We start from the raw sequence: 24,682 nt of genomic DNA, 5'->3' as shown, positions 1-24,682 counted from the left end.
CCCTCACAGCACTGGTCCGATCTTGCCCGCAGCCTACTGGGAGCCACTGACACCACCGGTGATCCGGCCGCAGCCGAGGCCCCTAGGATGTGAACTCGTTTCGATCGCAGGGTGCGGGTTGCCGCCTGGTGCGGTTGGCCCAGGGGAGGGCGTGAACGTCATGACGGAGCACAGCACAGCCCATGCGCCGGACTCGGTCTCAGGCTTCAACGGGGCCCGTAAAGCGTGGCTGCGGGCCCGGGTCACGGAGCTGAGCGAGGCGCTTGACGACTTCGGTCCGCAACTGCACGATCTGATCCCCACGGATCTGGGTGACCAGCGGCTCGTGCATGCCCTGGTCCTGTGCCGTGTCGCGGCCGACGAGGCGCGCGTACAGCCCGTGGCGGAGACGGTCACGTGGCTGGAGCTGCTGATCCCGCACGGACACCGCCACGACCTGGCCGACGCCGTGCGCAGCCTCCGCTCCAACCTCGTCACGGCAGAGGACCCGGCCCTGTGGTCCTGGAACGCACAGGCCTGGGAGGAACTCGTTCTCGCGATCTGGAGGCGGGACCGGGCCGGGACTGTTGGGCCGGCACGGGCCGACGACGAGCTGGTCGCCCGCTGGGGTGTCCGGGCATCGGGCGCGGGCGGCGTGCCGTATCCGGGGTGGACACGGCACGACGAGGAGGGGCTGTCGCTCCCGTCCTTGGCCGACTACCTGGACGATGTGGCCGAGGAGCCCCAGCGGCTGCTCGTGCAGGCGGTCCTTTCGCAGCCCGATGTCACCGAAACAGTCGAAGACTCCTTGGCCGCGTACGAGGAGGGCCTGCAGAACGCCGGGCACCTCGCGTTCATCGTCGAACAGCAGTTGTACGGGGAGGAGCTGCGGGCTTGGTGCGACCAGCATGAGCGCAACGCGTCTCCGGCGACGGAGGAGTTTCTGGCGGAGTTGCGCGAGACGGCAGAGGCTTACGTCAGCGAAGAACTCGATCCGCTGATCGCCTCGCTCTCTGCCTGCGAGCGGACCCTGCTCCGCACCGCCACGTCGCACGAGCGGCGGGCTCGGAACGAGTACCTGAGCCAATTCCTCGACTGCGTGACGGGCTCTTCCGCCGGCGCGTGGACGGACGGCGTGCTCGCACCCGGTATCGCCGCGGAAGTCGCTGAACGCCAAGCGCGCGGGGAGCTCACCTGGCACTCCATGCGCGGCTCCGTACCGGTCTGGTATCACGTCGTCGGCTCCCCGCAGGAGCGTGCCGCCGCACTGGCCTTCTCGGGAGCGGCCTCGTCCGCTGCGGTCCGCGTACATGTCGATCTCGCACTGGCCCGTCAGGACACCCTGTTCCAAGGGCTGGAACCGGACGGACCGGAGGACTGGTACCCCGAGCCCGGTCTGGAGCTGCGCTACTCCCGGCACAGTGCCACCGATCTGTGCGAACTGCTGGCTCTCGCCGAACTCGGTCACGCTCGACTGGAGTTCGTGATGCGGGGCGCTGACGGCACATTCGTACTGCTCCGGTCACTGCGCGCCGAGATCCAGGACGCCGACGCCAGGGCATGGCGTGACGGTGCGCTGCAGGGGCTGCGGAAGCTGGTGCCGAACGTCGACGACCTGGCAGACACCATCGCCTCCGAAGCGCTCGTGGACGAGCAGGAGGACGAATGGGAATACGGGTGGGACGACGAAGGGGAGGGGGAGGAGAAGGACGAGGAGGCAGACGAGCGGGAGCAGCCTGGCCGTACCTCTACGGCGAACGGCTCGGACACCCCTGTGCCCCCCGCGCCGACCAGGTCCGGCCGACTCTCCGACGATCTGCTGGCCAAGGTGCGGGCCATCTTGCGGCAGGCCGAGGATCCGGCGGCAACTCAGCCCGAGGCGGAGGCCTTCCTGCAGAAGGCAGCGGCCTTGATGGCCAAGTACGGCATCGAACAGGCCATGCTCCAGGGCGACACTCGGATCCCCGAAAAGCCGGCGGACCGGGTGATCGAGGTCGTCGCCCCGTGGATGGGCGAGTGTAAGCGGCTGCTGTCCGCCATCGCCTACGCGATGCGCTGCCACCCCATCTATCCCGGCGGCAAGGCCAACAAGCATCGCGTCCACATCTTCGGCTTCGCGTCCGACCTGCACTCTGTCGAGGTCCTGTACGCGAGCCTGCGCCTGCAGATGTTGCAGGGCGCAGAACGGGCTGCCACGCGGCACCGGCCGCCGGGAGAGCTTCCGCGCGCCTACAAGCGTTCCTGGATGCTCGGCTTCATCCGGGCCGTGGCGCTGCGAATCGCGGAAGCCGAACGCACGGCCCGGGAGGACAGCGAGCGCGACCGTACCGAGGCCGCCGCGACGGACACCGCGGTGCAAGGGCGCAGCGTGGCGGTCGTACTCGCCGACCGGACCACCCAGGTCCAGGCCGCAGTCGCCGGCCACTATCCGAAGGTCGGCACGGTGCGCCGCACACGCTTCACCGGCAGTGGATATCGGCAGGGGCACGCGGACGGGCAGCAGGCGGACATCGGAGTCCTTGCTCTGGACGAAGAGGAGAGTGAGGGACTGGGCGAGCTCATCGCCTGATCGTCGTGGGGGCGGCGGGCCCCGGGCGGGTGCGTACCTCGTCGAGGCGGCGAGTCCTGGGGCGATTAACCCGTGTTGCGATTTTCGCAACTCGCTCGTATGGTGAAGTCATGGGCGAGAATGTGACGGACCGCGTACGGAAAGTGATGAGTGGAGCTTCGGCCAGCCAGGCAGCGTTCGCCGAGGGCATCGGACTGGCGCCGGACAAGTTGTCGAAATCTCTGAGCGGCGTCCGCAGGTTCACGTCACTCGATCTCGCCCGGATCGCGGACTTCGGCAGCACCACGGTCGACTGGTTGCTGACCGGCCGGGAGCCGCTGCGCCCCACCATCGCGGCCCGCACCAGCGCATCGGCGATTGACGACCAGGACCGCGGCATGCTCAAGGACCTGGTCGAAAGGTTCGTCACGGCACACGAGGTGCTGGATCTCCTGGGCCTGGCCACCGAACTGCCGGAGCTGCCCTCCGTCCGTCCGGACCTCAAGCGATACGTCGACCAAGGCGTGGCCCTCGCGGACGACGCGCTCGCCCGCCTTGCCGCCGCGGGCACACCGGCGATCGACGGCCTCGATACCGCCGACCTGGTTCAGTCCCTGGAGCGTACGTTCGGCGTCGACGTCGCGAAGATCGGCATGCCGGACGGAATCGACGGCGCCGCCTGGCAGGCGGACGGCTTCCGCCTCATCATGATCGCCCGAACCAAGGTGCCGACCCGCCAGCGGTTCACCCTCGCCCATGAGCTCGGGCACATTCTGGCCAGGGACGCCCAGGACCTGCTCACGGAGACGCAACTCTCCCCGGGGCGCCAGAAGGACCTGACCGAGGTGCGCGCCAATGTGTTCGCCGCGAATCTCCTCATGCCCAGGGACGAGATCAACGCGGTTGTGCGTGAGAAGGACGTCACGGACGAGCAACTCACCTCGCTGGTCGTGCGCTTCCAGGTCTCTCCCAGCGCTCTCGCGGCACGGCTCACGCAGTTGGGCGTCATCTCCCCGGAAACGGCGGCCAGGCTGCGGGGGCTCACGACGCAGGACTGCCACTGGCTGACCGGCCAGAGCGACCTCTACGAGTCCCGCACGACGTGGTCGCTGGCCAACCGACTGCCCTTCCGCCCGGCTCAGTTGTTGTACGAGGCATACCTCGCGGGGGACACGACCCTGCGCCCGCTGGCCGCGTACACGGGCGTGGACGTCGAGAGGATCCGCGAGGCCCTCGAACCTGAACCGGACCCGCAGGAAGGCGTGTCGGGCGGTACCGACGCGGATGAAGGGGACCTGGTCTACCAGCCATGACGCGCCACTGCTGGTTTCCCGACAACACCGTGCTGTGCAATTTCGCCGCCGTCGACCGGCTGAATTTGCTGGAGAAGGTTCTCGACGGCCGTGGCCGTTGGACGGAGGCGGTTGCAGCTGAGGCCGAGCAGTCGACGAGGTACTGGCCGAAGCTGGGCCAGGTGACGGCCGGCGGATGGCTCGGCGAGCCGATCGCTGTCGACGACCCCGCTGAGACCGCCGCGGTGGACCGGATCCGGCGTGTCGTCTTCGGGGGTTCCCGCTCCCGCCCCCTGCAGCACCTCGGTGAGGCGGAGACGCTCGTGGTCATCGAGCAGCGCAGCGAATTCGCGAACTCCGTGTGGATCACCGACGACGGCGAAGCGGGCCACTACGCGCGCCGCAAGGGCATCACCGTCAAAGACACCGTCGACATCATGCGCGAAGCAGTCGTGGACGGACTGGTCCTGGCCGACGCAGGCCATGGCCTCCTGATGGGGATGGAGCAGGCCGGGCGCCACCTGCGAGGCGTTCCCCGCAGGGCGGCGGACCTGTTGCGCTGAGAGAAGGGGATCGCCCCTACTCGTCTTCGTCCGGCAGGTCGTTGATCAGCGGTACGAGGAGCGGGTGGACGGAGAAGTCGGATGCGCGGCTCGTGCCGAGTCGTATTCGGCCTTCAGGACCTGGACGGCCGAGTCCGGGATCTTGTCCAGGCCTTGTAGCAGGCTGGTGAGTCGGGTGACCGGCTTGGTGAAGCCCCTGAGGGAGCGGTCCTCCGGATACTGGCAGATGTCGTAGATGCTCCTGGCGTCCGCGACGCCGTCCATTTCGGCGGCGTATTTGATCACGGCGCCCCGATCCCCGTAGCTGTCGTAGGCAAGCCAGAGCATGATCAATGGAAAGCTCTACGGAAGGCAGATCTGGACAGAACCCACGGACCACCACGACTACTTGGTCGCATACGACGGCATCCGCCACTACATCAGATATGCGCGATCCCGAGCAGCGTCAGTACGTGCTGACGGGTGCGGCTCTTCTGCATTGAGTTGGTGATGCCATGCGCTGTTGCCGTTCATGGGCGGACGGCGGACCGTCGTGTTGGAATCGGCAGCACGCGTCGTGTTGCCGCACATGTCGCCGATGCTCCCGCTGACGAGTCTGCTATGCCCGGGCCAACTGTCGCGCGAAGCCATAGTTTCTCGCCATAGTCGGCCACTTTAAGTCGACATGGCTCAACCGGCGCATCTGTCATGTCAAGTTCAATTCTTGGTAACCTTTTCTGATCATTCTGGCGTGACGCGCGTCGATCACCTGATGCGCATACTTCGTCACTGTGGGGGGCCAGAGATGCGAAGATGCCACACTTATCGGGGATTTGTGGCAGCGGCGGTCGGCGGAATACTTTCGCTGACCACCGCAACCACCGCCCAGGCCGCACCGACGCCACTCACCGATCCAGCCAAGGCTTCAGCTGTCGCGAGACAGTTGGGTGACAAGCGGACGGCCGGCGTCTACTACCGGGACGGACGGCTCGTGGTGGCGGTCACCGATCAGGCCGCGGCGGAAACCGTGCGAAGTGCTGGCGCGGTCGCGGAGGTCGTCCCTTACAGCACGGCCATCCTCGACTCCGCCAAGACGAAACTGGACAAGCTGGCAGGCATTCCCAACACCGCCTGGAGTATTGACCGGAGCGGCAACCGTGTGGATGTGGAGATCTACGACGGGGTCTCCGCCGCCAACAGGTCCCGGATTAAGGATGCTGTCTCCGGGTACGGCGATGCGGTCGACATAACCGAACACCCGGGCAAGATCGAATCGACCGCCAACGCCATGCGCGGTGGCGTGGGCATAACCGCGCCATACGTCGATTCAGGGACAACCTGGATTCGCACCTGCACAGCCGGGTTCAACGTGCAGGACGACACCGGCAAGAAGTTCATGCTCACCGCCGGGCACTGCATGGACGACGGCGCCGTCGCCTGGAGTCGAAGGTATGGGGACGTTTCCCTCGGGCCGGCTATCGACTGGTACAACGGGAACAACACCGACAGGTCCGACTACGGGGTGGTGGAGTACACCAACAGCGACGTCACGCCGTACGGGACCGTCCTGTACTGGGACGGCTCGGAGCAGCAGATAACCACTTCCGCCTCTGCGTTCGAGGACGAACTGGTGAAGCGGGTCGGCACCTTCAGCCAGGACTTGGTGGGCAAGGTGCTCGCAACGGACGTGACGGTCACATACTCCAGCGGCATCACTCTCAACCACATGATCGAGGCGAGCAACTGCACTGTCCATGGGGACAGCGGAGGGCCGCTCTTCAGCAGTGGAACGGCCCTGGGCATCACGTCCGGCGGCAACTACGCCGACCAGCCCTGCGGGGACTCCGACGCACAATCGGACCGAGTCAGTTATTACGAACCGGTCTATAAGGTGCTCGACTGGGAGGGCCTGAAGGTCTATTAGGTCGCGCCCGCACCTCGCCGCCTGGGGTCTTGACCAGCACCGCGGGCGGCGCGAGCGACGGTGAGCGAACCTGTTGGCCCCGCTCCGCGTCGAAGATGTGAACACGGAGCTGGCGCTCAGGAACCGAAAGGCCCCTGCGCGCCATGCTTCCAGCAGAGAATGCGTCGTCGGCCACATTACGAGGGAACGACATGAACAAGCACACGAAGCGCCTCGTCGGCCTGGTTCTCGTGCCCTTCCTGGGCGCCTGCCTCCTTGCAGGATGCGGCGGCGGTTCCCGAGCCGACGATGGCCACACAAACGGTCAGTCGTTGCAGAAGCAGGAGGAGCGCGCCCGTCAAGTGGCCGATGCCTGGCGCGGGTCCGCGTCTGCCGCTGCATGGCACAAGGGGTACTACCCCATGGCCGACGCGGTACAGATACCGGAGTCCGGTTGGCACAGTCAGGCGGACCAGCTGGCTTACGAGAGCAAGAACTTCGTGCTGCAGGGCAATTTGCCCGCCGCCGCCACCGAGCAGGGGAAGGTCGACTGGACAGGCGGGAGCGCTCTGACCCGACCGCTGGTGGGGGCGAAGAAGGCGTACCAGTCGTTTGCCCTCAACCGCAGCGAGGGCCCCCGGCTGACGGTGACGGGAGCGAAGCTCGGCCGAACGACCATCACCACGAGCCGGGGAACAGCCACCGTTCCCGCCTGGCTGTTCACACTGGAGGGCTATGATGCCCCGCTCAAGCGGGTCGCCGTCACGCCGTCAAAGCTTCCACAGCCACCGATCGCACAAGCCCGGCAAGGGTCTGCCGGCGGTCTCAGGAGCCTCTCCGGGCTTGCCGGAACAGCAACGGACGGGCGATCCATTACCGTCAAGGCCGCTCACGGAGCGTGCGACGACGGCCCCGTCGTCAAGGCATTGGAAACGGACGAGAACGTCGTACTGTACGCCTCCGTCAAGGGAGCAAAGAGCGGTCCCTGCAACGCCGACCTGACCGAACAGAACGTCAAAGTAGAGCTGCGGAAACCGCTCGGGGACCGCATTCTCCTCGACGCCTTCACCGGCCGGCCAGTCCCGTACGGAGAGCCCGGCGGGCGGTCGCCGAGCTGGACGTAGACCATTTAGCGACACAGCCCTCGCTGCCGACCGATCGCCAGCGGCACCGTCGAGGGCGCCGCACGCCATCTGATCGCCGACAGGCTCGACATCCCGGCATAGCGGCGCCCCGACGCGGCCGACGAGGGCGGGCTCCAGCTTCGCGATGACCGGGTCGGTGCTCGTGTCCTGAGTGATGTTCTGCCACTCGCCCTGACCGACTTTGACGATCGCCTTCTGTACGTCGTCGAAGACCTCGTTCAGCTGGCCATGGAGGCGGTCGGTCTCCTCCCTGGGCAGGGGACGCGATTGCCCCAGGTGCGAAGAGTCCGCTCCGCCTGCGCCGCGTGACTTGCCATCTCCCCGGCGGCCTGCGCGCCGGACGATCGGGCGTCGCTGAGGGTGCTCTCGCGATTCCGTCAGAACTCCACGAGGGCCTGGGCGCCCACAGTCGGTTCTCCAACCCGCCGAGGGCGCGCAGCAGGTCACCGCGGGCCTGCTCGGTGTACCGGTACAGATTCAGCAGCACGTTGGCGTCGGGGGCGACCAGACCACGGGTCAGCACGGCGGTGAAGTCCTCGGCCGTCGGGGTCCGGAAGGCCCCGAAGTCGTCGAAGAGGCCACGGTTGTCCGCGCCGGCCGTCGTGTCCTTCGCCACTGGTACCCCCGTCGTGTCGCGCGTGTGGAGGAGGCCGTACGCCTCCTGGTATCCCCTGGTCGGGACGGCATCACGGCGAGGGTGCGCGGAAGGGGCGGAATGGGGAAGAGGCTCGGTGGGGGGGAGAGAGAGAGGGTTTCAGCCCGACCGCGGACTCACTTCCGCCCATACGGTCTTGCCGCTGGGTGGAAACGGTTCCGTGCCCCAGCGGTCGGCGAGGGCGGTGACCAGGGGCAGGCCTCGGCCCGACTCGCTGTGTGCCGGGTCCTCGAAGTCTGCCTTTGGTGTTGGGAGTTGCTCCCCGCGTGCGTCCGTGACCGATACGCGTACGGTGCCGGTCGCCTCGTCGAGTGTGAGGGCGACCTGGAAGTCGCGGCCCTGTACGCGGCCGTGCAGTGCCGCGTTGGCGGCGAGTTCGGCGACGATCTGTTCGACGCGTTCGGTCACGGCGGGTGACACCTGCCAGGCCTGGAGTCGCTCGACGGCGAGCAGTCGGGCGAGGCGGGCCCCGCGACGCGTGGAGGACAGCCGCTGGGCGAAAGTGTGTACGGTAACAGGGATTTGAGGCGTGGGGGCGTTCATGGGGCAACCGTGGCGGGCGCATGGGGGCGCGTTCCAGGGGTGGGAACCGTACGGTACGTCAGCGTACGGGGACTTTGTGTAGACGGTACGTCGATCTTGCCGTCACTCTGGGTGAGTTGATCGCGGGCAGTAGCGCACGTACGCACCTGGAGGTGGCCGCGCATGACCGACGGCAGCAGCGATGAGCTGACGGGGTACGAGGAGGCGCGGGAGCCCGCCCCCTCCGACAGTCTGCGGACATTCGGGGCCGTCGTCCAGGCTCTGCGTGAACACGCCGGGCTGAGCCGGTCCGAGTTCGGGGAGCGGGTCCGGTTCTCCAAACACACGGTGGAGTCCGTGGAGTTGGGGCGACGGATGCCGGACGAGTCCTTCGTGGAGCGGGCGGAGGAGGCGACGGGGAACACGGGGGCGCTGCGGAGGGCGGCGAAGTTCCTGACGCGAGGGGAGGCGGGGCTGGCGGCTTGGTTCCGGCGGTGGGCGCGGCTGGAGAGGGTGGCGGTGAGTCTGTGTACGTATGAGTGTCGGCTGGTGCCGGGGTTGTTGCAGTCGGAGGGGTATGCGCGGGCGGTGTTCGAGGGCACCATTCCGGTGGTCACGAACGAGCAGTTGGAGACGCTGCTGGCTGTGCGGTTGGAACGGCAGCGGATGCTGTACGAGCGGCCGACTGTCCCGTTCAGCTTCATCGTCGAGGAGCATGTCTTCCGGCGTCGGTTTGGGGACGATGAGCAGATGCGGGGCATGCTCGACCATGTGCTGGAGCACAGCGCGCCGCGCAATGTGACGCTTCAGATCGTGCCGCTGGAGGGTGGGTTGCATGCTTGTCTGGACGGCCCGGTGCGGCTCCTGGAGACGCTGGAGGGGCGGCGGTTCGGGTACTCCGAGGGGCAGCAGAATGGGCGCTTGATCGGTGACGTGAAAGAGGTGAGCCTCCTCCAGCAGCGCTATGACACACTGCGCTCGCAGGCCCTGAACCCCAAAGACTCGCGGGGTCTGTTGGAGCGAATCCGAGGAGAGCTATGAGCACGACGGAACTCGCCTGGTTCAAGTCCAGCCACAGCGGCAGCCAGGGCGACGACTGCGTTGAGGTCGCTGTCACCGAACGAGCTATCTGCGTGCGGGACTCGAAGGACGTCACGCGCCCTCACTTCGCGGTCGGGCGTGAGGAGTGGTCGCGGTTCGTGGGGTTCGCTGCGGGGGCCTGAGGCGCATACGTCCCGGCGGTAGCGTGGTTACGTTCGCCGCCGGGACGACGGGTCAGTGGAGGTCGGGGCCGCCTGCCTCGGCGATCTCGTCAAGCAGGCTGATTTCCTCGTCGGTATCGTCCGGGCCGTCCGGGCTGGTGTCGGGAAACGATCCGGCTGCCTCCTCGTCAGCGAGATGCGGGTACTTCTCCAGGAGGAACCGCCGCCGGTACGCCATCTCGGCTGCGTCGACGATTCCCTCCAGAGTGGTCCAGTTGAGGGTGCCTCCGACGACGATCCCGAACGCGGGTACGGCCTTGCCGAGTCCCTTCTTGGTGAGGCGGAAGCTGAACGCCTTCGCGAACTGCTGGGAGACCTTGGTAACAAGCGATTCGTTCAGGACCTCCCACGTCTTGCCGCGGAAGAGTGCCTGGGTGAGCCGCGAGATGTCGGACATCGCACGGTTCTTGGCGGCGACCGAGCTCGCCGTCCCAACGTTGACAACAGACAGCACGAAGAGCTTCTCGGCGGGCTCTTCGGGGTCGTAGCCGTAGAACAGCGAGACCTGACCGACGGCGCGGGACGCGAGTCCGAGGACGACTGCGGCATCGGCGACGAAGGCACCGGTGATTGCGCCTCCCGAAGGGGCCGCCGCGGCGCCGGCGGAGGCGGCGATGACGAGCTCTCCTCCAGAGATCACCAGCCCCGCACTTGCTCCCGAAAGCGCTGCGGCGGCCGGGAAGTACCAGCTCGCCGCCCGTCCGCGGACCACGTCGACCTGTTCGAGGTCGAGGCGGCGCAGGTCGCGCAGCGAGGCGACGTCGTGCCCGCGCTTCTTGTGAAGCGCTACCACGCGTTTGGAGGACAGGCCCGCTCGCGAGGCCCGCCCCAGCGTCTTCTGTATGGAGTCAACGGCGGTGCCGCTCCAGTCCGGCAGGGCGTCGGCTGCTTTGCGCGTTCCGGCGCCGACTTTCTGAGCGCCCTTAGCGACGAATTCCTGTCCACGTGAAACCGCCGACTTGGCCCGTGGGTGGTTCTCCAGTTGCCTCGCGGCACGCTTGCCGAGTTCCGAGACACCGTTGGCGACTTGCTCGCCGGCGTTTCTCATCGCTCGTGACAGGGGGCGGCCCTTGAACTGCTGGACGGAACGCCATGCGTCGAGCTCGTAGTCCGAGGGCAGCTGATCGGGCTGCTGCGGGTTACTCATGGGCCGTGGCGCTCCTGTCTCTGGGGCGAGTTGTCAGGCGGGGTGGCGGGGACCGTGGCCCGGGGGCGGGGTGAGGGTGGAGGTGTAGTTCTCGCCGTCCACGAGCGGGTTCTCCAGTGTGAGGCCGGCGGCGGCCATGCGGTCGTACTCGGTCAGGACCAGGCGCTTGGTGCGGTACTCGCCGTACTTGGAGATCTCGTTGTTCTTGAGGCCGCCGTTCTCCGTCTGGAAGGACTCCAGGATGTACTCGGTGTCCTCGCGGGAGACGCCGTAGAGGTGGAAGAAGTAGGCGTCCAGTTCGGCTCGGAGCTGGGCGCGGCGGCCCTCGTTCCAGGTGAAGGGCGCGTCTTCATCGCCGAGGTCGGTGGCCAAGGGCTCCATTTCCCAGGAGCTGTAGACGAGTTCGAGGGTGCGAGCGGTGAGAAAGGCAGTGTGGGGCGCGAGGTCGTCGGGGCGCGGGACGGGCAGTTGCTTCCAGATGAATAGCATGACACTGATCGCGCCAACCTTTTGACGACATACGTAGTCGAAGACAAGGGAGCTCTGGGCCGCGAGGAGTGCTGCCGTGAGAGACGTCGGCACGTGGGGCAGCATCAGCGGGAACTTTTCCACGGACGCAGCCCTAGGGATGAACGCGGGGATTGCTGTTCGCTCATCAGTTGCTCGTGCGACGTTGCGCCAGCCCAACAGCCAGTCGTGTTCCCATCCTAGTTCTTCCAGGCGCAAGTCGATGCCGGCAACGGTGACTTCGTTGCCCTTGCGTACAGTTGGGATGCGCCCTTCATCCTGGATCCAGTACCGAGGCTGGTTTGTGCCGTACGCGTCCTGTTTGACCTCCAACGGCACGCGCTCGTAATCGGTGTTGCCGACGTCGCGGTATCGGTTCCATCTGTGGTCAAAGTGGTGGACCATCTTGCCGTCGTACTGCGGGAGCATCTGCTTCCCGTCTCGCACGAAGATGTCACCTTCCATCTCCCAGCCGTCCGCCGTCAGATTCTGGCGGGTGCGGAACAGGTCAGAATCGTCTGTTGTGTTGAAGAGGTTCTTGAATGCGAGGCCCCACGGATTGCCGTCCGGCTGTCCTTCCTTGACCAGGACCGGAATGCGCCTCTGAATGGAAGCCGTGAGATCGGCATCCTTTCGCGTCCGAAACACTGGCAGCGTCCCCGTGTTTGGATTGATAAGGGTGATTTCCTCAGGCGACAGCTCGAACACGGAGCCGCCATCGGCAAGTTCATCAGGATGGCCGAGGAAAAACGCAAAGCGCGCGGCGGACTCAGCCAGGCCCCGGCCCGCGAGCGAGATCAGCGAGAACGAGTAGCGGGAGTCCACCGCCGGGAACAGCTTCTCCCGCCTACCGTTCTCGAAGTCGTAAAGGTGTTTCACCGCCCCCCGCCGCGTCAGATCCTGGAAGAGGAACTGCGCCCCCGCCCCCGTGGCGATCTGCGTAGGCACAACCGTCCCGCAACGGCCCTCAGGCGCCGTCACGGACACGAACCGCTCGGTGAACAACTGATCCGTCTGAAGAGAGTTGACGCCCTTGACCGACAACCCCTTCCGCAACTGCGGATAAGCCCCCGAAGACCCCAAGAATAGGAACGACGACTTCACTCGTCGCCGAGCCGCGTAGTACCGCTCGCCCTCCTCCTCGTGCTCGGCCGCCCACTCCGCGATAGCCGTACGCCGAGCCGTCCCGGAGATCTCCGCGAGCGACGGCTCCACGACGCTGAAATACTTCTTGTCCTCGAAGTCAACCTTGTCCCATGGCGGATTCCCCAACACGCAGTCGAACCCGCCGGCCCACCCGGTAACCGGATCAACCCCATCCCCCGAGGCCCCATCGGGCACGTTGAAGACATCCGGAAACTCCAGATGCCAGTGGAAGAACCGGTACTCCTCCCTCAGCCGTGCGATCTCCCGATGCGTCTCCTTCGGCGCGCCCACGCCCTCGGCCGCCTGGAGCGACAGGAACACCCGCTGAGTCACCGGCGGCGGCGCATCCGCCGTCTTCTCCCACATGAAGGCAGCGCACCAGGCGTCGGCGATCTTCAACGCGTCCTTGTACGCCTGCGACTCTTCCCACTCGTGATACCGCTCAGCCAGCTTGCGGACCTGGCCGAGCTTCTCCGTTTCCGAGTTCTCGACCAGGTCGCGCAGTTCGGTGGCGAACACGGTGTTCGTGACGCTCACCGACTCGTCGAGTGCGGCATCGAGTCGGAGGATGCCCTGATGCTCCTCCTTGTTCTGCTTGAGCCAGTCCGTGGCGACCGACTTCTCGTCCCCCTCGACGACCTTGAACGCCTCGTCCGGAATCCCACCCCGCAACAGTGCCGGCGTAGCCCCGATCAGCCCGTTGCCAAGCTTCACGTGCGCGTCGAGGAAGCCCAGCGCCTTCCCCGGCTCCAACGCCTCCATCCACAGTGAGACCTTGGCCAGCTCCACAGCCATCGGGTTGAGATCGACGCCGTACACGCACCGCGCGATGACCTCGTGGAGCGCGTGCCGGATGCTTTCCGGCGTGGGCTCGGGCGTCCGGTCGCGTACCGCCGCCACCCGCTTCGCGACACGACGGGCGGCAGCGACGAGGAAGTGCCCGGACCCGCACGCCGGGTCGCAGACGGTCAGGGACAGCAGCTCGGCGGCGATGGTCTCCCGCGCGTCCACGTCCGACTGCCTGGCCTCCGCCGCCTTCTTCTCGCCCCGCTCCTGGGCCGCCTGGATGACCGGGTCGAGGGTGGAGTCCAGCAGCACATCCACCAGCGAACTCGGCGTGTAGTACGAGCCGGTCTTCTTGCGCTCGTTGCCCGCGCGCGGCACCAACTCGAAGGTGCGGTCCGCGCCGGCCTGGGGGACCAGGTCCAACAGGGACTCGTAGATCGCGCCCAGTTCCTCCGCGTCCAGCGTGCGGTAGTCGACCGTCCGCCTGCGCTGCGCCTCCGTGTCCCGGACCTCGGCCAGGTGGCGCACGCCAGCGAGCAGGTGCTCGTTGGTCAGACTGAGCTTACGGAGCGGAGCGTCCGCCGGTGTGTCGTCGAACAGGCCGCCCAGGCCGGGAAGGCCCAGCTCCGGCAGGCCCCCCTCCTCGCCCAGTGCGCCCAGGACCAGGCGCAGCGCCTCCCAGCGGTCTCCGTGTGAGGTTCCGCGACGGCGACGGGACTGCTCGCGCAGTCGGGACGTGGCGAAGTAGTCGGCGTACCGCTTGCGCGCCTGCGGGTCGGCCTCCGGCGGGTGCAGCGCATCCCGGTCCTCGGCGACGAACACGAAGAGCAGGCGGTAGGCGAGCCGAAGCAGCGCCTTGTGGTAGGTGTCGCGGTCGAAGTTCTCGCGCAGGGCACTGTTCGCCGGGTGTTTCAGGAAGCCCGTGCCGAGTTCCTTGATGGCCAGACGCACGCCTTCGCTTATGTCGTCGAGGAAGCGCGCCCCGAGGCGGATCGCGGCGTCCCGCCACACCTCAAGCCAGCAGGTCCACTGGGAGCCGCCGCTCTGCGGGCTCTCGAAGCGCGACGCGTGCAGCAGCCGGTACAGGATGACGAACTCGCTGAACAGCTCGCCGTCGAAGATCGCCTCCAGGTCGAACTCGACGTACGACGTGGTGGCGAGCGCGCTGGAGTCGCGCAGCAGGCGCAGCTGACGGCCGTTGGTGAGCAGGGCCCACAGGTGGGCGTCCGTGCGGTTCAGGGCCTCCTGCAACAGCGACTGCGGGGCGGGGACACCCGGGCCCTGGCGCTTGTCGAGGGACGCGTTCCACGTCACCACGTGCACGAGGGTGTTGTCCCGGCGGTGACTGATCGGGAACGTCTTCGTGCCGTCGTCCGCCACGATGCCCGCCTCGCCCACCGGAGTGAGGCGGCCGAAGCCGAGCGCCTCGAACAACGGCTCCACCCAGTTGGCCTGGGCGTAGCCGGTGCTGTCGGGGCGGACCGAGGACTCCGGCTCGGCGGGCAGTTTCTCGCGCAGTTCGCGCCAGAGCGACTTCAGGTCGTCCCATTGCCGTTCGGCCTGGTCGCGTACCGAACGGGAGCCCGGGATGCGGTAGTCCGCCGGTGCGAGGCCCTTGAGGTCCTTGGTGACCTTGCCCTCGGAGATGCGCACCAGCATGTTGGCCGGCAGCAGGTCGCCGACCGTGTGGACAGCGGTGAACACCTGGTGGCGGGTGGTGGCGGACATCAGGCGGACACTCCCGGAGCGGTCGCAGGGGCGGCAGGGGTGGTGGGGAGATAGACGTACACGCCGAGGACGTCGGCGGGCTTCTGGGCCGTGACCGACAGACCGCGGACGATCTCACCGGACGCGGCCCGCACCCGCCGGTGCGAGGCGTCCAGTTCGGCGGCCAGCTCCTCGCCGTAGACCCCCAAGTGGTCGTACGCGGCAGGGAGTTGCGTGAGGACGCGGGTCATGGTGCGCTCGCCGAAGTGGGGGTCGGTGCTCACGGACGCGGTCGCGTCGAGCAGCTCCGCGGCCTGCTCGGGCGTCAGCCACACCGCGTTCTTCGCGGAGCCCTCGAAGGCCAGCAACCGGGCGTCCTCCGCCACGATCTGGCGGTCGCCGTTGCGAGAGGGGAGGGTGAGGTGAAAGCGGTAGCGGACCAGGAGCAGGGTCGTCATGGTGCCGACGGCGTCCGTCGTGACCACGCCGCAGCGGCGGGCCGGGCGGGCGCCCAGCACGTTCTTGTCCAGGGCCGCGTTCAGGACGTGGGCCGCGAGCGCGCCGACGACCGGGTCGGTGCGGACCAGTGCCGCCTCTCCGCGGGCCACCGCCGGATCTGTACGGAACGGGATCGGACGGTCCTTGTCGATCACCTCGGCGCCTATGGCCGGTGCGAGGGCGTCCTGGAGGCCGATGGGCGTGCCGCCCACCTGTGCGGTGAACTCCTCCCCGGTGCCCCGGAGGACCGCTCCCAGGGCCTCCAGCGACTCCCGTACGAAGGTCGTGATCTCGCCCGTGCCGCCCAGTGCCTCCCGGATCGAGGTGACCTCGCGGGCCACCTCCTCCGGGTGGATCGAGCGCTGCGCGAACAGCGAACGCGACTTCTTCTCGCGCTCGGCCGCCGAGTTCCAGTCGCTCTCCACCTTGTTCGTCGCCGCGTCCAGGGCTTCGGAGCCGAACAGGGTGTCCTGCTGGCCCTCCCGCCCACGCATCAGCAGCCACTCGACGATCGCGTCCGTGACGCCGGTCGACAGCTCGTCGGGTACGGAGACGGAGATGCCGAGGTCCTTCTTGATCTGGCGGTGCTTCTTGATCAGGACTTCGAGGACTTTGCCGTCGATGCCGTTGTCGTCGCCGTAGATCGTGATGACGCGGACCTGGTCCTTGCGCTGGCCGTACCGGTCGACGCGGCCCTCGCGCTGGTCGTGGCGGGTCGGGTTCCAGGCCAGGTCGTAGTGGACGACGGCGTCGAAGTGGTGCTGGAGGTTGACGCCCTCGGACAGACAGTCCGTGGCGATGAGGACGCGGCGTGCGGCGGCGTCCTCGCCGGCCTCCTCGGCGAGCGCCTCGATGCGTTCGATGCGCTGCTGTGGCGAGAGCGTGCCGGTGACCGCCTTGACGACCGTCTTCGCACCGAGCGGGCCGCGCTTGCCGCTCTCCTTGTCGTTCTCCAGCTGTTCCGCGAGGTACTCGGCGGTCGGGATGTAGCGGCAGAAGACGATCGGGTTGTGGCCGTCCGCCAACAGCGCCTTGAGGTGCTTGACGAGCGCCTTGAGCTTGAGGTCCTTGGTCGGCCCTTCCAACTTCGCCGCGCGGTCGGCGAGTTCGCCGAGGCGGGAGCGGGGGTCGTCCTCGGTGATCTCCGCGCCGGGCGCGAGGTCCATGCCCTCCATGGTGTCGTTGTCGGCCGCGTCGCTGGTGAGCGGCGCACCCAGCTTGTCGGCCTCCTCCGCCGACGCGGCGACCGCCGCCGCCGAACGCGTCCGCAACGTCTTCGCGGCGGCTCGCGGCGACGACACCAGCGACCGGAGCAGGGCGATCGCGGACCACCATGCGATGCGCGCCTCGCGCTTGCCCTGACCGCCCGCCTCCTCGACCCGCTCACTCGCGTACGCGATCGCGTCGTCGAGCAGGGCCCGGTACTCGGGCGACAGCTTGTACGTCTCGTCCTTGAAGTATCGGTCCGAGGGGAACGCGGTGCGCTCGGCGAGGGAGTCGTCGCTGAGCCCGTCCTCCTTCGTGAGGTACTGGCGTACGTCCGCCCGCTTGCGGGCCACGAAGTGCTGGGCCAGTTGCCGCCTCCCGGACTCCGAGTCCAGGCTCACCGAGGCGAGCTCGGGCTTGACGAGGCCCAGCAGGTTGCGGAAGGCGGACTCCTTGCCGCTGTGCGGGGTCGCCGTCACCAGCACCAGGTGCCGGGTGGCGTCCTCGGCGACGCGGCGCAGCAGCTCGTAGCGGAGCTGGTTCTGGGAGTTCGACGACGTGTCGTCGGCAGCCACGCAGGTGTGTGCCTCGTCCACGATCACCAGGTCGGGGCAGTGCCGTACGAAGTCGTCCCGGTGGCGCGGGGACTTGATGAAGTCCGTCGACACGATCACGTGCGGATACTTGTCGAAGAGGGACTGGCCCAGGTCCAGGCCGCGTTCGAGGCGCGAGACCGTCGAGGAGAGGACCAGTTCCGCGTCGATACCGAACTTGGTGCGCAGCTCCTGCTGCCACTGCTCGGCCAGCGCGGGTGAGCAGAGCACAGCGAGGCCCGTCGCCTCGCCCTGGGCGAGGAGTTCGCTCGCGACCAGGCCCGCCTCGATCGTCTTGCCGATGCCGACGTCGTCCGAGATGAGCATGCGGACGGTCTTCTGCCGCAGGGCCATCAGCAGCGGTACGAGCTGATAGGCGCGCGGGTCCACCGCGATGCCGGCCAGCGAGCGGAAGGGGCCCGCGCCGGAGCGGAAGCCGACGCGGAGCGCCGTGCGCAGCAGGCCGGCCGCGAGCTGGTTGCCGAGGTCGCCGGGCTCGGGCGGCGCGAACCTGGCCTGGTCCACCTTCTCGAACGCCGGGAACACGGCGGCGATGTCGTCGTCCGAGCCGCCCAGCGGGCGCAGCACCAGCAGATCGGGCTTGCTCTGCGGGAGCACCATCCATTCACGGCCTCGGGCCTTCACCAGGGAACCGGTGGAGTATTCGTCGGGCATGTCGGTCGTCAATCCTCTGGAGGGCGGGTCAGCCGGTGGCGGGGGAGCCGAAGTACTGGACGTTGGCGGCGGCGATGGCGTCCCAGTCGCCGCCGTGCGGGAAGCGGATGACATCCCAGCGGGCGTTGAACAGGCGTTCCTCTGCGTCTTCGTCGCGTAGGGCGTCCTGCTCCCGCGGCGGTGAGTCCACGAAGACGGCGACGTTCACGCCGGGCAGCCGGTACACGTAGTCGGGTGTCGCGTTGGCCTCGGTGAGGAACGTGCCGGTGTCGTCCGGCGGTCGCAGCCCGCGCGCCTTCGCCCAGCCCAGGAAGTCCCCTTGAGCGGCGAGTTCGGAGGCGGACGCCTCGGCGGACGTCGGCCCGGCGGGGGACTCCGCGAGCAGGCGCCGATACCGCTCCGACTTCGACTCGCCGCGGGCCTCCCGCTGGGCGGTCGCCGACGCGAGCCGCACCAGCAGGTCGGCCACCGTGTGCCGGTTGATGAGCGCGTGGTTGAGCTGGTTGCCGTACGTCAGCAGGCATTCGTAGCAGCCGAGTGCGCAGGCCCGGCCGGGGCGGTGCTTCTCGCCGCCCTCGTCCTCGCCGTGCGTGCCGAAGTGGCAGATCTCCAGGGCTCGCCCGGCCGCCTTCGCCAGGGCGTCGTCCTCCGCCTGGAGGCGGCGCAGCACGCCCGCACCGCCCTCGGCCGCTTCCGTGAACAGGATGCGGCCACGCGGTCCGTCGTCCGGCGGCAGCAGCTCGCTGGACAGCTCGGCGTCCTCCAGCTCGAACGCCGCCTCGATGCCCCGCTCCAGCGCGTACATCAGGGTCAGCGCGACCGGCTCCGGCAACGGTTCGTCGAGGGTGAGGACGAGGATGTTGCGGCGGTCCTCCACGTACGGGATGACCCGCTTCTTGCGTCGCCGCTCGTTGCCGTCCGCGTCGATCACCGGCAGTTCGCTGGAGTCGCCGGACGCTTCGGAGGCGTCCTTGTCGTTCATCCAGCGGCCGTCCGCCAGGTCCAGCCAGTAGCCCGCCGGTTCGTCGCTCTTGGCGCGTACCCGGCCGGTGTTGGTGATCCGGATCGTCGCGGAGTCGCCGTACGCGAGCTGGGCGATCCGGCTTCCGGAGGAGTCGGTGACCGAGGCCTCCAGACGGCCCTTGTCGGCGGCATCGCGCTTGTGGAAGCGGTACGACGTCTCCAGCTTGAAGCCGGCGCGGCGCCGCTCCTCCTCGTCGGAGGAGATCCGCTCGCGGCGGGTGGTGTACACGGTGTGCAGGTGCAGCAGGCCGTAGGTGGCCGAACCCAGCGGCTCGTTGCAGAAGCCGCAGCGGTCCTCGCGGTCCTCCGGAGGATGGTGATAGCCGCAGTGCGCGCAACGGCGGGCCTCGCCGGTGGTCAGCTCGCCCGAGGAGTCCGGCGGCAGCTGGATGCGCGTCACCTGGTAGCGGGCACCCTCGTGGTAGATCAGCGCACCCGGGCCGAACTCGCGGATCGCAAGGAAGCGAGGCCGCTGGAGGTAGTCGCCGTCACCGCGGCGGCGGCCGATCGTTGGGATGTACGCGGCGAGCGGCAGGCGCGGGAAACTGTAGCCGGGCAGGAAGCCCTCGGAGGCCAGATAGCGGTAGGGGTTGAAGTCGGAGAGCACGGACTTGTTGTCGACGCTCTCGTTCATCAGCAGGTTCAGCTGCGTCCAGGCCTCCCGCTGGCGGGTGTTGGCCCGCTTGCGGTCCCCGTCCGTGAGGCCGTAGTCGATACGGCGCTCACTCTGGGTGTAGTAGTCCTTGAGCGCGGCGCTGAACAGCCTGCGCCACCGGTCGAAGGCACGGTCGAAGCGCTCCTGCACCGAGTGGACCTTGTCCTGGATCCAGTCGTCGTGCCACCAGGTGGTGTCGGCGAACTTGGGCAGCAGGGGCCCGAACACCCGCAGTGAGGCGTCGATGGTGCGGCGGCGGGCGCTCTCGTCGAGGGAGGCCGCCAGGACGTCGGGGAGGAGTTCCAGTTCCGGTGTCAGGTGCGCGCCGCTGTCCGGAGCTGGCACGGCGAGTACGTCGGACATGGCTCGGCCCAGCTTGAGACCCGTCTCGGCTATCCAGATGCCCTGGAGGTGGGAGAGGACCAGGTCCTCGTTGGCCAGGTCCAGGCGGGGCGGGGCCACCGCTCCCGCCACCATGCGCTCCGAGCGGCGGAAGTAGTACTGGTCGTGGCTGTTGCCGGTCGCGCAGTACGTGGTGACCAGCGCGGGCTGGCCGCTACGGCCGGCCCGGCCCGAGCGCTGCGCGTAGTTGGCCGGCGTCGGCGGCACATTGCGCATCATGACCGCGTTGAGGGAGGAGATGTCGACACCCAACTCCATCGTCGGGGAGCAGTACAGCAGCTTCAACTCCGCCTTGCGGAAGGCCTCTTCACGCTCCTGACGGTCCTCGGGAGAGACCTGGGCGGTGTGCTCGCGGGCGAACAGTCCGGACAGCGCACCTGCCGCGTCCTTGTACAGGTCGCGGAAGAACGTGTTCACGCGCGGGCCGTCGCCACTCTGGTAGGTGCGCGTCAGCGGGTCGTGCGTCCCCGTCTCGCCCCTGCCCGCGCGCCACACGAGCGACTGCGCGGCCACCCGGTAGCCCGTCGCGGCCGGCGTGGTGGGCCTGCGGAAGCGGCCCGCGCGCTGCGGGGCGACCTCCACCTCCTTCACCAGACCGGCCTTCGCCAGGACCTTCAGCAACTCCTCGATCACCAGCTGGAGGTCGGTCTGGTCGAGATCCTTGAAAGAGCGGTCCGAGCGCCCCAAATACTTGCCGAACTTGCCACGCGCCGACAGGAACAGCCCCGAGCGGTCCATACCCGGGCGGGACGGGTGCGGATAGGCGGTGCCGACCCGCGGCTTGTCCGCGGCCGACAGCAACCACGGGTCCACGAGCCGCTCCTCGCTCGCCCGCTGCAGCGAGTCGAAGACGTCGTCGCGGAAGTACGAGACGTCGATGGCCAGCGACCGGCGCATCTCGTTGAGCAGCGCCTTCATGATCTCGGCCCGCAGCGCCGGGTCGGCGTCACGCAGCACCGCATGGGTGGTGGCCCACCGGTCCTGCTTGGCCGCCACCCACTCCAGGTCCTCGTAGTCGATCTCCAGCAGGCCGGTCTGCTCCAGATTCGGCATCGTGATGCGCCAGCCGCGCTCCAGATCCAGATAGAGCCGGAAGGCGATCACGTCGCGGAGCGTCCGGGCGGCATTGCGGGCGAGTGATGGGGGCAGATCCGCCTCGCCGGTGTAGTCCGCTGGGTCGATGGCGAGTGCGTTCGTCACCGTCGACGCGAGCTCCTCGTGGTGCAGGCCGTCGTCGCCCGAATCCAGAGCCGCCCGGTACAACGCCCCTCGCAACTGCGTGATCTGCACGAAGTCGTTGAAGTGGCCCGCCTGGAGGGAGGCGTCCTGGCGGTTGTCGACGAACGTGAGGAGCTTGCGCGCCTCCTTGTCCAAGGCCTCCTCGGGCACCGACTTCAGCGACCGTACGACCGATGCCGAGATCAGCGAGGTCGCGGAGGAACGGCCCTCCTGGTCGAGCGTCGCCAGCTTCGCGAAGTCCCGGCCGCGCGTCTGCTCGTAGGCGACCCCGCAGTGCAGACAGAACAGAAACGGGGACGGGATGAACGCGGCCTTCAGATCACCGCGCCCCTCGTAGCCGAACGGGTCGACGGTGACGGCCCGGGGCACCCGGTCGCGGTACGACTTCTTCACGACCTCCTGGCCCTTCTCGTCCAACTCCAGCCAGGACTCGGGCAGCCGGCGGTCGTCCACCGCGTACTGGAGGGCGGCCGGCCACTCCCGCTCGTGGTCGACGTACAGATAGCCGTCGCCCTGCCGTCCGCCGGTCGCGGAGGTGTCCCGGCGTGCCTCGTATCGGACTTCCCTGTCCTTCTCAGTCCGCCACACCGTCAGATACTCCTGGCCGCACTCCCGGCAGAACGCGAGCGGCATCAGCACCTTGCCGCTCTTGTCCGGCTTTTCGAGCTGGTAGGAACGGGTGAGGTAGCGGGAGAGCTTGTCCTCCAGGGTGACGTACACGGTGTCGCCCTTGGAGAGGAACTGGTGCAGCCGGAACGCGAACAGCGGCCTCTCGGTCACCGGGTGGCGGGCCTGTGAACCAGCCTCCAGGGTGGCGCGGATCGCCTTGGCACACTGCTCTTCGTCGACCCCGGACTGTTTGTGCAGCTCCGCCGCCGCATCCTCGATCCGGGCGGGCTTCTGGCGGACGAGCCGCCCCGTCGCCTCGTCCGTGGCCAGACCGAATCGGGTCTCGATCCAACGGGCCAGCGGGTCGCGGACCAGATCGTCGTACGCGCGCGGAGCCGCGGGGGAGTTGAGGCGCTCGGCGGGTACGGTGCCGGGCGCGTCGTCGGTGGCGCGGACGAGGGTCTCGCCGATGACGTGCTCGGGCCGGACCTGCGTACCGAACAAGGTGCTCGCCAGGTCGGCGACGGCTTTCTTCTGGCCCGCCAGCGTGCCCTCGGTCGACATGGTGGCGGACGTGCCGATGCACTGCAGGTCCGGCGCCTGGCAGGCCTCGCGGACCCGGCGGATCAGCAGAGCCACGTCGGCGCCCTGACGTCCGCGGTAGGTGTGGAGCTCGTCGAAGACCAGGAACTCCAGGCCCCGCGCCATGCCGATGAGACTCGCCCGGTCGGCGGGACGGGTCAGCATCAGTTCCAGCATCACGTAGTTGGTCAGCAGGATGTCCGGAGGGTTGTCGCGGATCTCCTTACGCTTCTCGTCGTCCTCCTGACCCGTGTAACGGGCGAAGGTGACCGGCTCGCGGCCCTCGCCGTACCCGTCGCGCAGATACTTCTCCAGCTCCTTGAGCTGGCTGTTGGCGAGCGCGTTCATCGGATACACGATGATCGCCCGCACCCGCTTGCGAGCGTCCGGACCTTCGGCGTCCCGCTCGTGAAGCACCTTGTTGACGATGGGGACGATATAGGCGAGGGACTTGCCGGAGCCCGTGCCGGTCGTCAGCACGTACGACGCACCGGACGCGGCGGCGTCGAGAGCCTCGCGCTGGTGCTGGTGGAGCGTCAGCGGACGTCCGTCGGGGGTGGTCCCACCCTCGGTCTTCTTCGCCTGGAAGATACGGGCGCACTCGTCGTGGAGCACCTTCTGGCCGGCCAGCTGCGCCACCGTGCCGCCGCTCTGGAAGAAAGGGTTGAGCGACAGCCAGGGGTTCGGCCACTGGGACTTGTTCTCCAGGTCGTCTTCGACGAACGCGCCAATGCGCTCGTCGCGGATGACGGTGCCGCCCTTGGTGAAGGAGTGGTAGTCCTCGATGAGCTTCTCGTGGACGCCGAAGACGTCCATGCCGGCGCCGGAAGCGATGACCGGCGAGGGCTTCGGAGCGGGTACCGGGAGCTCGGGCGCGTGGGCGGACGCGGAGGCGCGCAGGGGCAGGGTCGGGTCCATGGCTCCCCAGTGCGGCAGTGCTGAGGCGTCCTCATCGGAGAGAGCGAGCGGCATCAGTGCGTCACGGACCGCCACGGCGTCCGCCGGGCGGTCCGCAGGGTCCTTGGCCAGCAGACGGTGGACGAGGCGGGCGAGCTCGACGGGGATCTCACTGCGGATCGCGGCGACGGGGGTCGGGTCCTCGCCGGTGTGCTTGCTCGCGAGTTCGTACGGGGACTCGCTGGTGAACGGCGGAACCCCGACGAGCATCTCGTACAGCACACAGCCCAGTGCGTAGAGATCGGCGGCCTGCGTCACCTGCTTGGCCTTGAACTGCTCCGGAGCCATGTAGCGGGCGGTACCGACGCTGACGCCGGTGCTGGTGAGCCTGGCTTCGTCCGGGTCGTCAACGATGCGGCCCATGCCGAAGTCGAGAACCTTGACCGTACCGCCCTGGGTGAGCATGACGTTGGCGGGCTTCAGGTCGCGGTGCACGACGCCCGCCATGTGGGCCGCGGCGAGACCGTCGGCGATCTGCGCGCCGATCGCGGCAGCCCAGGCGAGGGGGAGCTGGGGCTCCTCCTCGATCAGGTCGCGCAGCGTCTCCCCGTCCAGGAGTTCCATGGCGAGGTACGGGAGACCGCCGTTGTCCGCGGCGATGCCCCCCGCAATCAGCTGCGTGAGGTTCCGGTGGCGCAGCCGGCGCATGATGCGCACCTCGCGGTCGAAGCGCTGAACCGCCTTGGGATCGCCGCCGGTGTCGATCTGGATGCCGGTGCGGCGGCGCAGGATGGTCTTGACGGCGACTGCTCGTTCAGGTGATCCCTCGGCCGCCTGCAGGTCCTCGGCCCGGTGGACCTCACCCATGTTGCCTCTGCCGATGACGTGCCCGATCCGGAATCTGCCGTCGACCAGCTCGTGGCTCACTGCCGTTCCCTCTTCCTCTTCCGCACTCCATAACGGAGCGCGCCCCCTGACCTGCTGCCGCACGCTCCATCGTGTCAGAGCGGAGAGTGTGGCCCGCGTCACTGTACACGATTGGCTCCTTTTGCCGGCACCTGCGTACCTGTTGACATTGTCAACGCGCCACATCTACCGTCTCAAGTGAAATGAGCCTGGGGGGCGGTGTGGGAGCTCAGTCCGTCGGTGGGGTGGGTGCGTC

14 protein-coding genes are annotated in these 24,682 nt (G+C 68.0%); 7 read left to right on the top strand and 7 right to left on the bottom strand.

The window, feature by feature from the left end; all coding sequences use genetic code 11:
• Positions 1 to 22: 22 nt before the first annotated feature.
• The 3 genes from ABT137_RS17730 to ABT137_RS17720 all read left to right on the top strand — a co-directional run bounded on the left by ABT137_RS17730 (position 23) and on the right by ABT137_RS17720 (position 4,382).
• A complete protein-coding gene (locus tag ABT137_RS17730; protein ID WP_351709492.1) occupies positions 23 to 2,548 on the top strand; it encodes a DUF2786 domain-containing protein in 2,526 nt (841 codons plus the stop codon).
• A gap of 146 nt (positions 2,549 to 2,694) precedes the next feature.
• Complete coding sequence (locus ABT137_RS17725) at positions 2,695 to 3,840, top strand: ImmA/IrrE family metallo-endopeptidase (RefSeq protein WP_351709489.1); 1,146 nt, start codon at positions 2,695 to 2,697, stop codon at positions 3,838 to 3,840.
• Positions 3,837 to 4,382 (top strand): PIN domain-containing protein, encoded by a 546-nt coding sequence (locus tag ABT137_RS17720; protein WP_351709486.1) that lies wholly within the window; start codon positions 3,837 to 3,839, stop codon positions 4,380 to 4,382. The genes ABT137_RS17725 and ABT137_RS17720 overlap by 4 nt, the downstream gene beginning before the upstream one ends.
• A gap of 45 nt (positions 4,383 to 4,427) precedes the next feature.
• On the opposite strand, the gene ABT137_RS17715 is transcribed toward ABT137_RS17720, so the two are convergent.
• On the bottom strand, positions 4,428 to 4,709 hold the full coding sequence (locus tag ABT137_RS17715; RefSeq protein WP_351709483.1) for a hypothetical protein: 282 nt from the start codon (positions 4,707 to 4,709) through the stop codon (positions 4,428 to 4,430).
• 487 nt (positions 4,710 to 5,196) lie between these two features.
• On the opposite strand from ABT137_RS17715, the gene ABT137_RS17710 reads away from it, so the two are divergent.
• Both ABT137_RS17710 and ABT137_RS17705 read left to right on the top strand, forming a co-directional pair.
• Positions 5,197 to 6,285: a S1 family peptidase gene (locus tag ABT137_RS17710; protein ID WP_351709480.1), complete on the top strand. Its 1,089-nt coding sequence runs from the start codon at positions 5,197 to 5,199 to the stop codon at positions 6,283 to 6,285.
• 191 nt (positions 6,286 to 6,476) lie between these two features.
• The gene (locus tag ABT137_RS17705) at positions 6,477 to 7,388 is read left to right on the top strand and encodes a hypothetical protein (protein WP_351709478.1); all 912 of its coding nucleotides are present in this window, start codon (positions 6,477 to 6,479) and stop codon (positions 7,386 to 7,388) included.
• Here the strand turns inward: ABT137_RS17705 and ABT137_RS17700 are convergent.
• Together ABT137_RS17700 and ABT137_RS17695 are read right to left on the bottom strand one after the other, a co-directional pair.
• On the bottom strand, positions 7,330 to 7,932 hold the full coding sequence (locus tag ABT137_RS17700; protein WP_351709967.1) for a PIN-like domain-containing protein: 603 nt from the start codon (positions 7,930 to 7,932) through the stop codon (positions 7,330 to 7,332). The two genes, ABT137_RS17705 and ABT137_RS17700, sit on opposite strands and share 59 nt — an antisense overlap.
• 231 nt (positions 7,933 to 8,163) lie before the next feature.
• On the bottom strand, positions 8,164 to 8,607 hold the full coding sequence (locus tag ABT137_RS17695) for an ATP-binding protein (protein ID WP_351709475.1): 444 nt from the start codon (positions 8,605 to 8,607) through the stop codon (positions 8,164 to 8,166).
• 162 nt (positions 8,608 to 8,769) lie between these two features.
• On the opposite strand from ABT137_RS17695, the gene ABT137_RS17690 reads away from it, so the two are divergent.
• Both ABT137_RS17690 and ABT137_RS17685 read left to right on the top strand, forming a co-directional pair.
• A complete protein-coding gene (locus ABT137_RS17690; RefSeq protein WP_351709472.1) occupies positions 8,770 to 9,627 on the top strand; it encodes a helix-turn-helix domain-containing protein in 858 nt (285 codons plus the stop codon).
• Positions 9,624 to 9,809: a DUF397 domain-containing protein gene (locus ABT137_RS17685; protein WP_351709469.1), complete on the top strand. Its 186-nt coding sequence runs from the start codon at positions 9,624 to 9,626 to the stop codon at positions 9,807 to 9,809. The genes ABT137_RS17690 and ABT137_RS17685 overlap by 4 nt, the downstream gene beginning before the upstream one ends.
• A 52-nt stretch (positions 9,810 to 9,861) precedes the next feature.
• Here the strand turns inward: ABT137_RS17685 and ABT137_RS17680 are convergent, their stop codons facing one another.
• From ABT137_RS17680 to ABT137_RS17665, 4 genes are read right to left on the bottom strand one after another with little or no spacing between them, the layout of a single operon-like run.
• On the bottom strand, positions 9,862 to 10,995 hold the full coding sequence (locus tag ABT137_RS17680) for an EcsC family protein (protein ID WP_351709466.1): 1,134 nt from the start codon (positions 10,993 to 10,995) through the stop codon (positions 9,862 to 9,864).
• Positions 10,996 to 11,028: 33 nt separating this feature from the next.
• Positions 11,029 to 15,162: an Eco57I restriction-modification methylase domain-containing protein gene (locus tag ABT137_RS17675; RefSeq protein WP_351709463.1), complete on the bottom strand. Its 4,134-nt coding sequence runs from the start codon at positions 15,160 to 15,162 to the stop codon at positions 11,029 to 11,031.
• Positions 15,162 to 18,113, bottom strand: a complete 2,952-nt coding sequence (locus ABT137_RS17670) for a DEAD/DEAH box helicase (protein ID WP_351709460.1) — start codon at positions 18,111 to 18,113, stop codon at positions 15,162 to 15,164. Before ABT137_RS17670 ends, ABT137_RS17675 begins: the two co-directional genes overlap by 1 nt.
• Before the next feature lie 28 nt (positions 18,114 to 18,141).
• Positions 18,142 to 24,447, bottom strand: coding sequence for a protein kinase domain-containing protein (locus ABT137_RS17665; RefSeq protein ID WP_351709457.1), 6,306 nt, complete (start codon positions 24,445 to 24,447; stop codon positions 18,142 to 18,144).
• Positions 24,448 to 24,682: the final 235 nt, after the last annotated feature.

The organism is Streptomyces sp. NPDC001980 (genome assembly GCF_040296885.1).
GTDB lineage: Bacteria > Actinomycetota > Actinomycetes > Streptomycetales > Streptomycetaceae > Streptomyces.
Note: the sequence above shows the minus strand (reverse complement) of the source record. Positions and strands in the feature narration are given on the sequence as shown.

Bases quoted from the DNA above. Each gene is read 5' to 3' on its own strand.
- ABT137_RS17725 (WP_351709489.1), top strand. From the start codon at position 2,695: ATGAGTGGAGCTTCGGCCAGCCAGGCAGCGTTCGCCGAGGGCATCGGA.
- ABT137_RS17720 (WP_351709486.1), top strand. From the start codon at position 3,837: ATGACGCGCCACTGCTGGTTTCCCGACAACACCGTGCTGTGCAATTTC.
- ABT137_RS17715 (WP_351709483.1), bottom strand. From the start codon at position 4,709: ATGCTCTGGCTTGCCTACGACAGCTACGGGGATCGGGGCGCCGTGATC.
- ABT137_RS17705 (WP_351709478.1), top strand. From the start codon at position 6,477: ATGAACAAGCACACGAAGCGCCTCGTCGGCCTGGTTCTCGTGCCCTTC.
- ABT137_RS17695 (WP_351709475.1), bottom strand. From the start codon at position 8,607: ATGAACGCCCCCACGCCTCAAATCCCTGTTACCGTACACACTTTCGCC.
- ABT137_RS17690 (WP_351709472.1), top strand. From the start codon at position 8,770: ATGACCGACGGCAGCAGCGATGAGCTGACGGGGTACGAGGAGGCGCGG.
- ABT137_RS17685 (WP_351709469.1), top strand. From the start codon at position 9,624: ATGAGCACGACGGAACTCGCCTGGTTCAAGTCCAGCCACAGCGGCAGC.
- ABT137_RS17680 (WP_351709466.1), bottom strand. From the start codon at position 10,995: ATGAGTAACCCGCAGCAGCCCGATCAGCTGCCCTCGGACTACGAGCTC.
- ABT137_RS17675 (WP_351709463.1), bottom strand. From the start codon at position 15,162: ATGTCCGCCACCACCCGCCACCAGGTGTTCACCGCTGTCCACACGGTC.
- ABT137_RS17670 (WP_351709460.1), bottom strand. From the start codon at position 18,113: ATGCCCGACGAATACTCCACCGGTTCCCTGGTGAAGGCCCGAGGCCGT.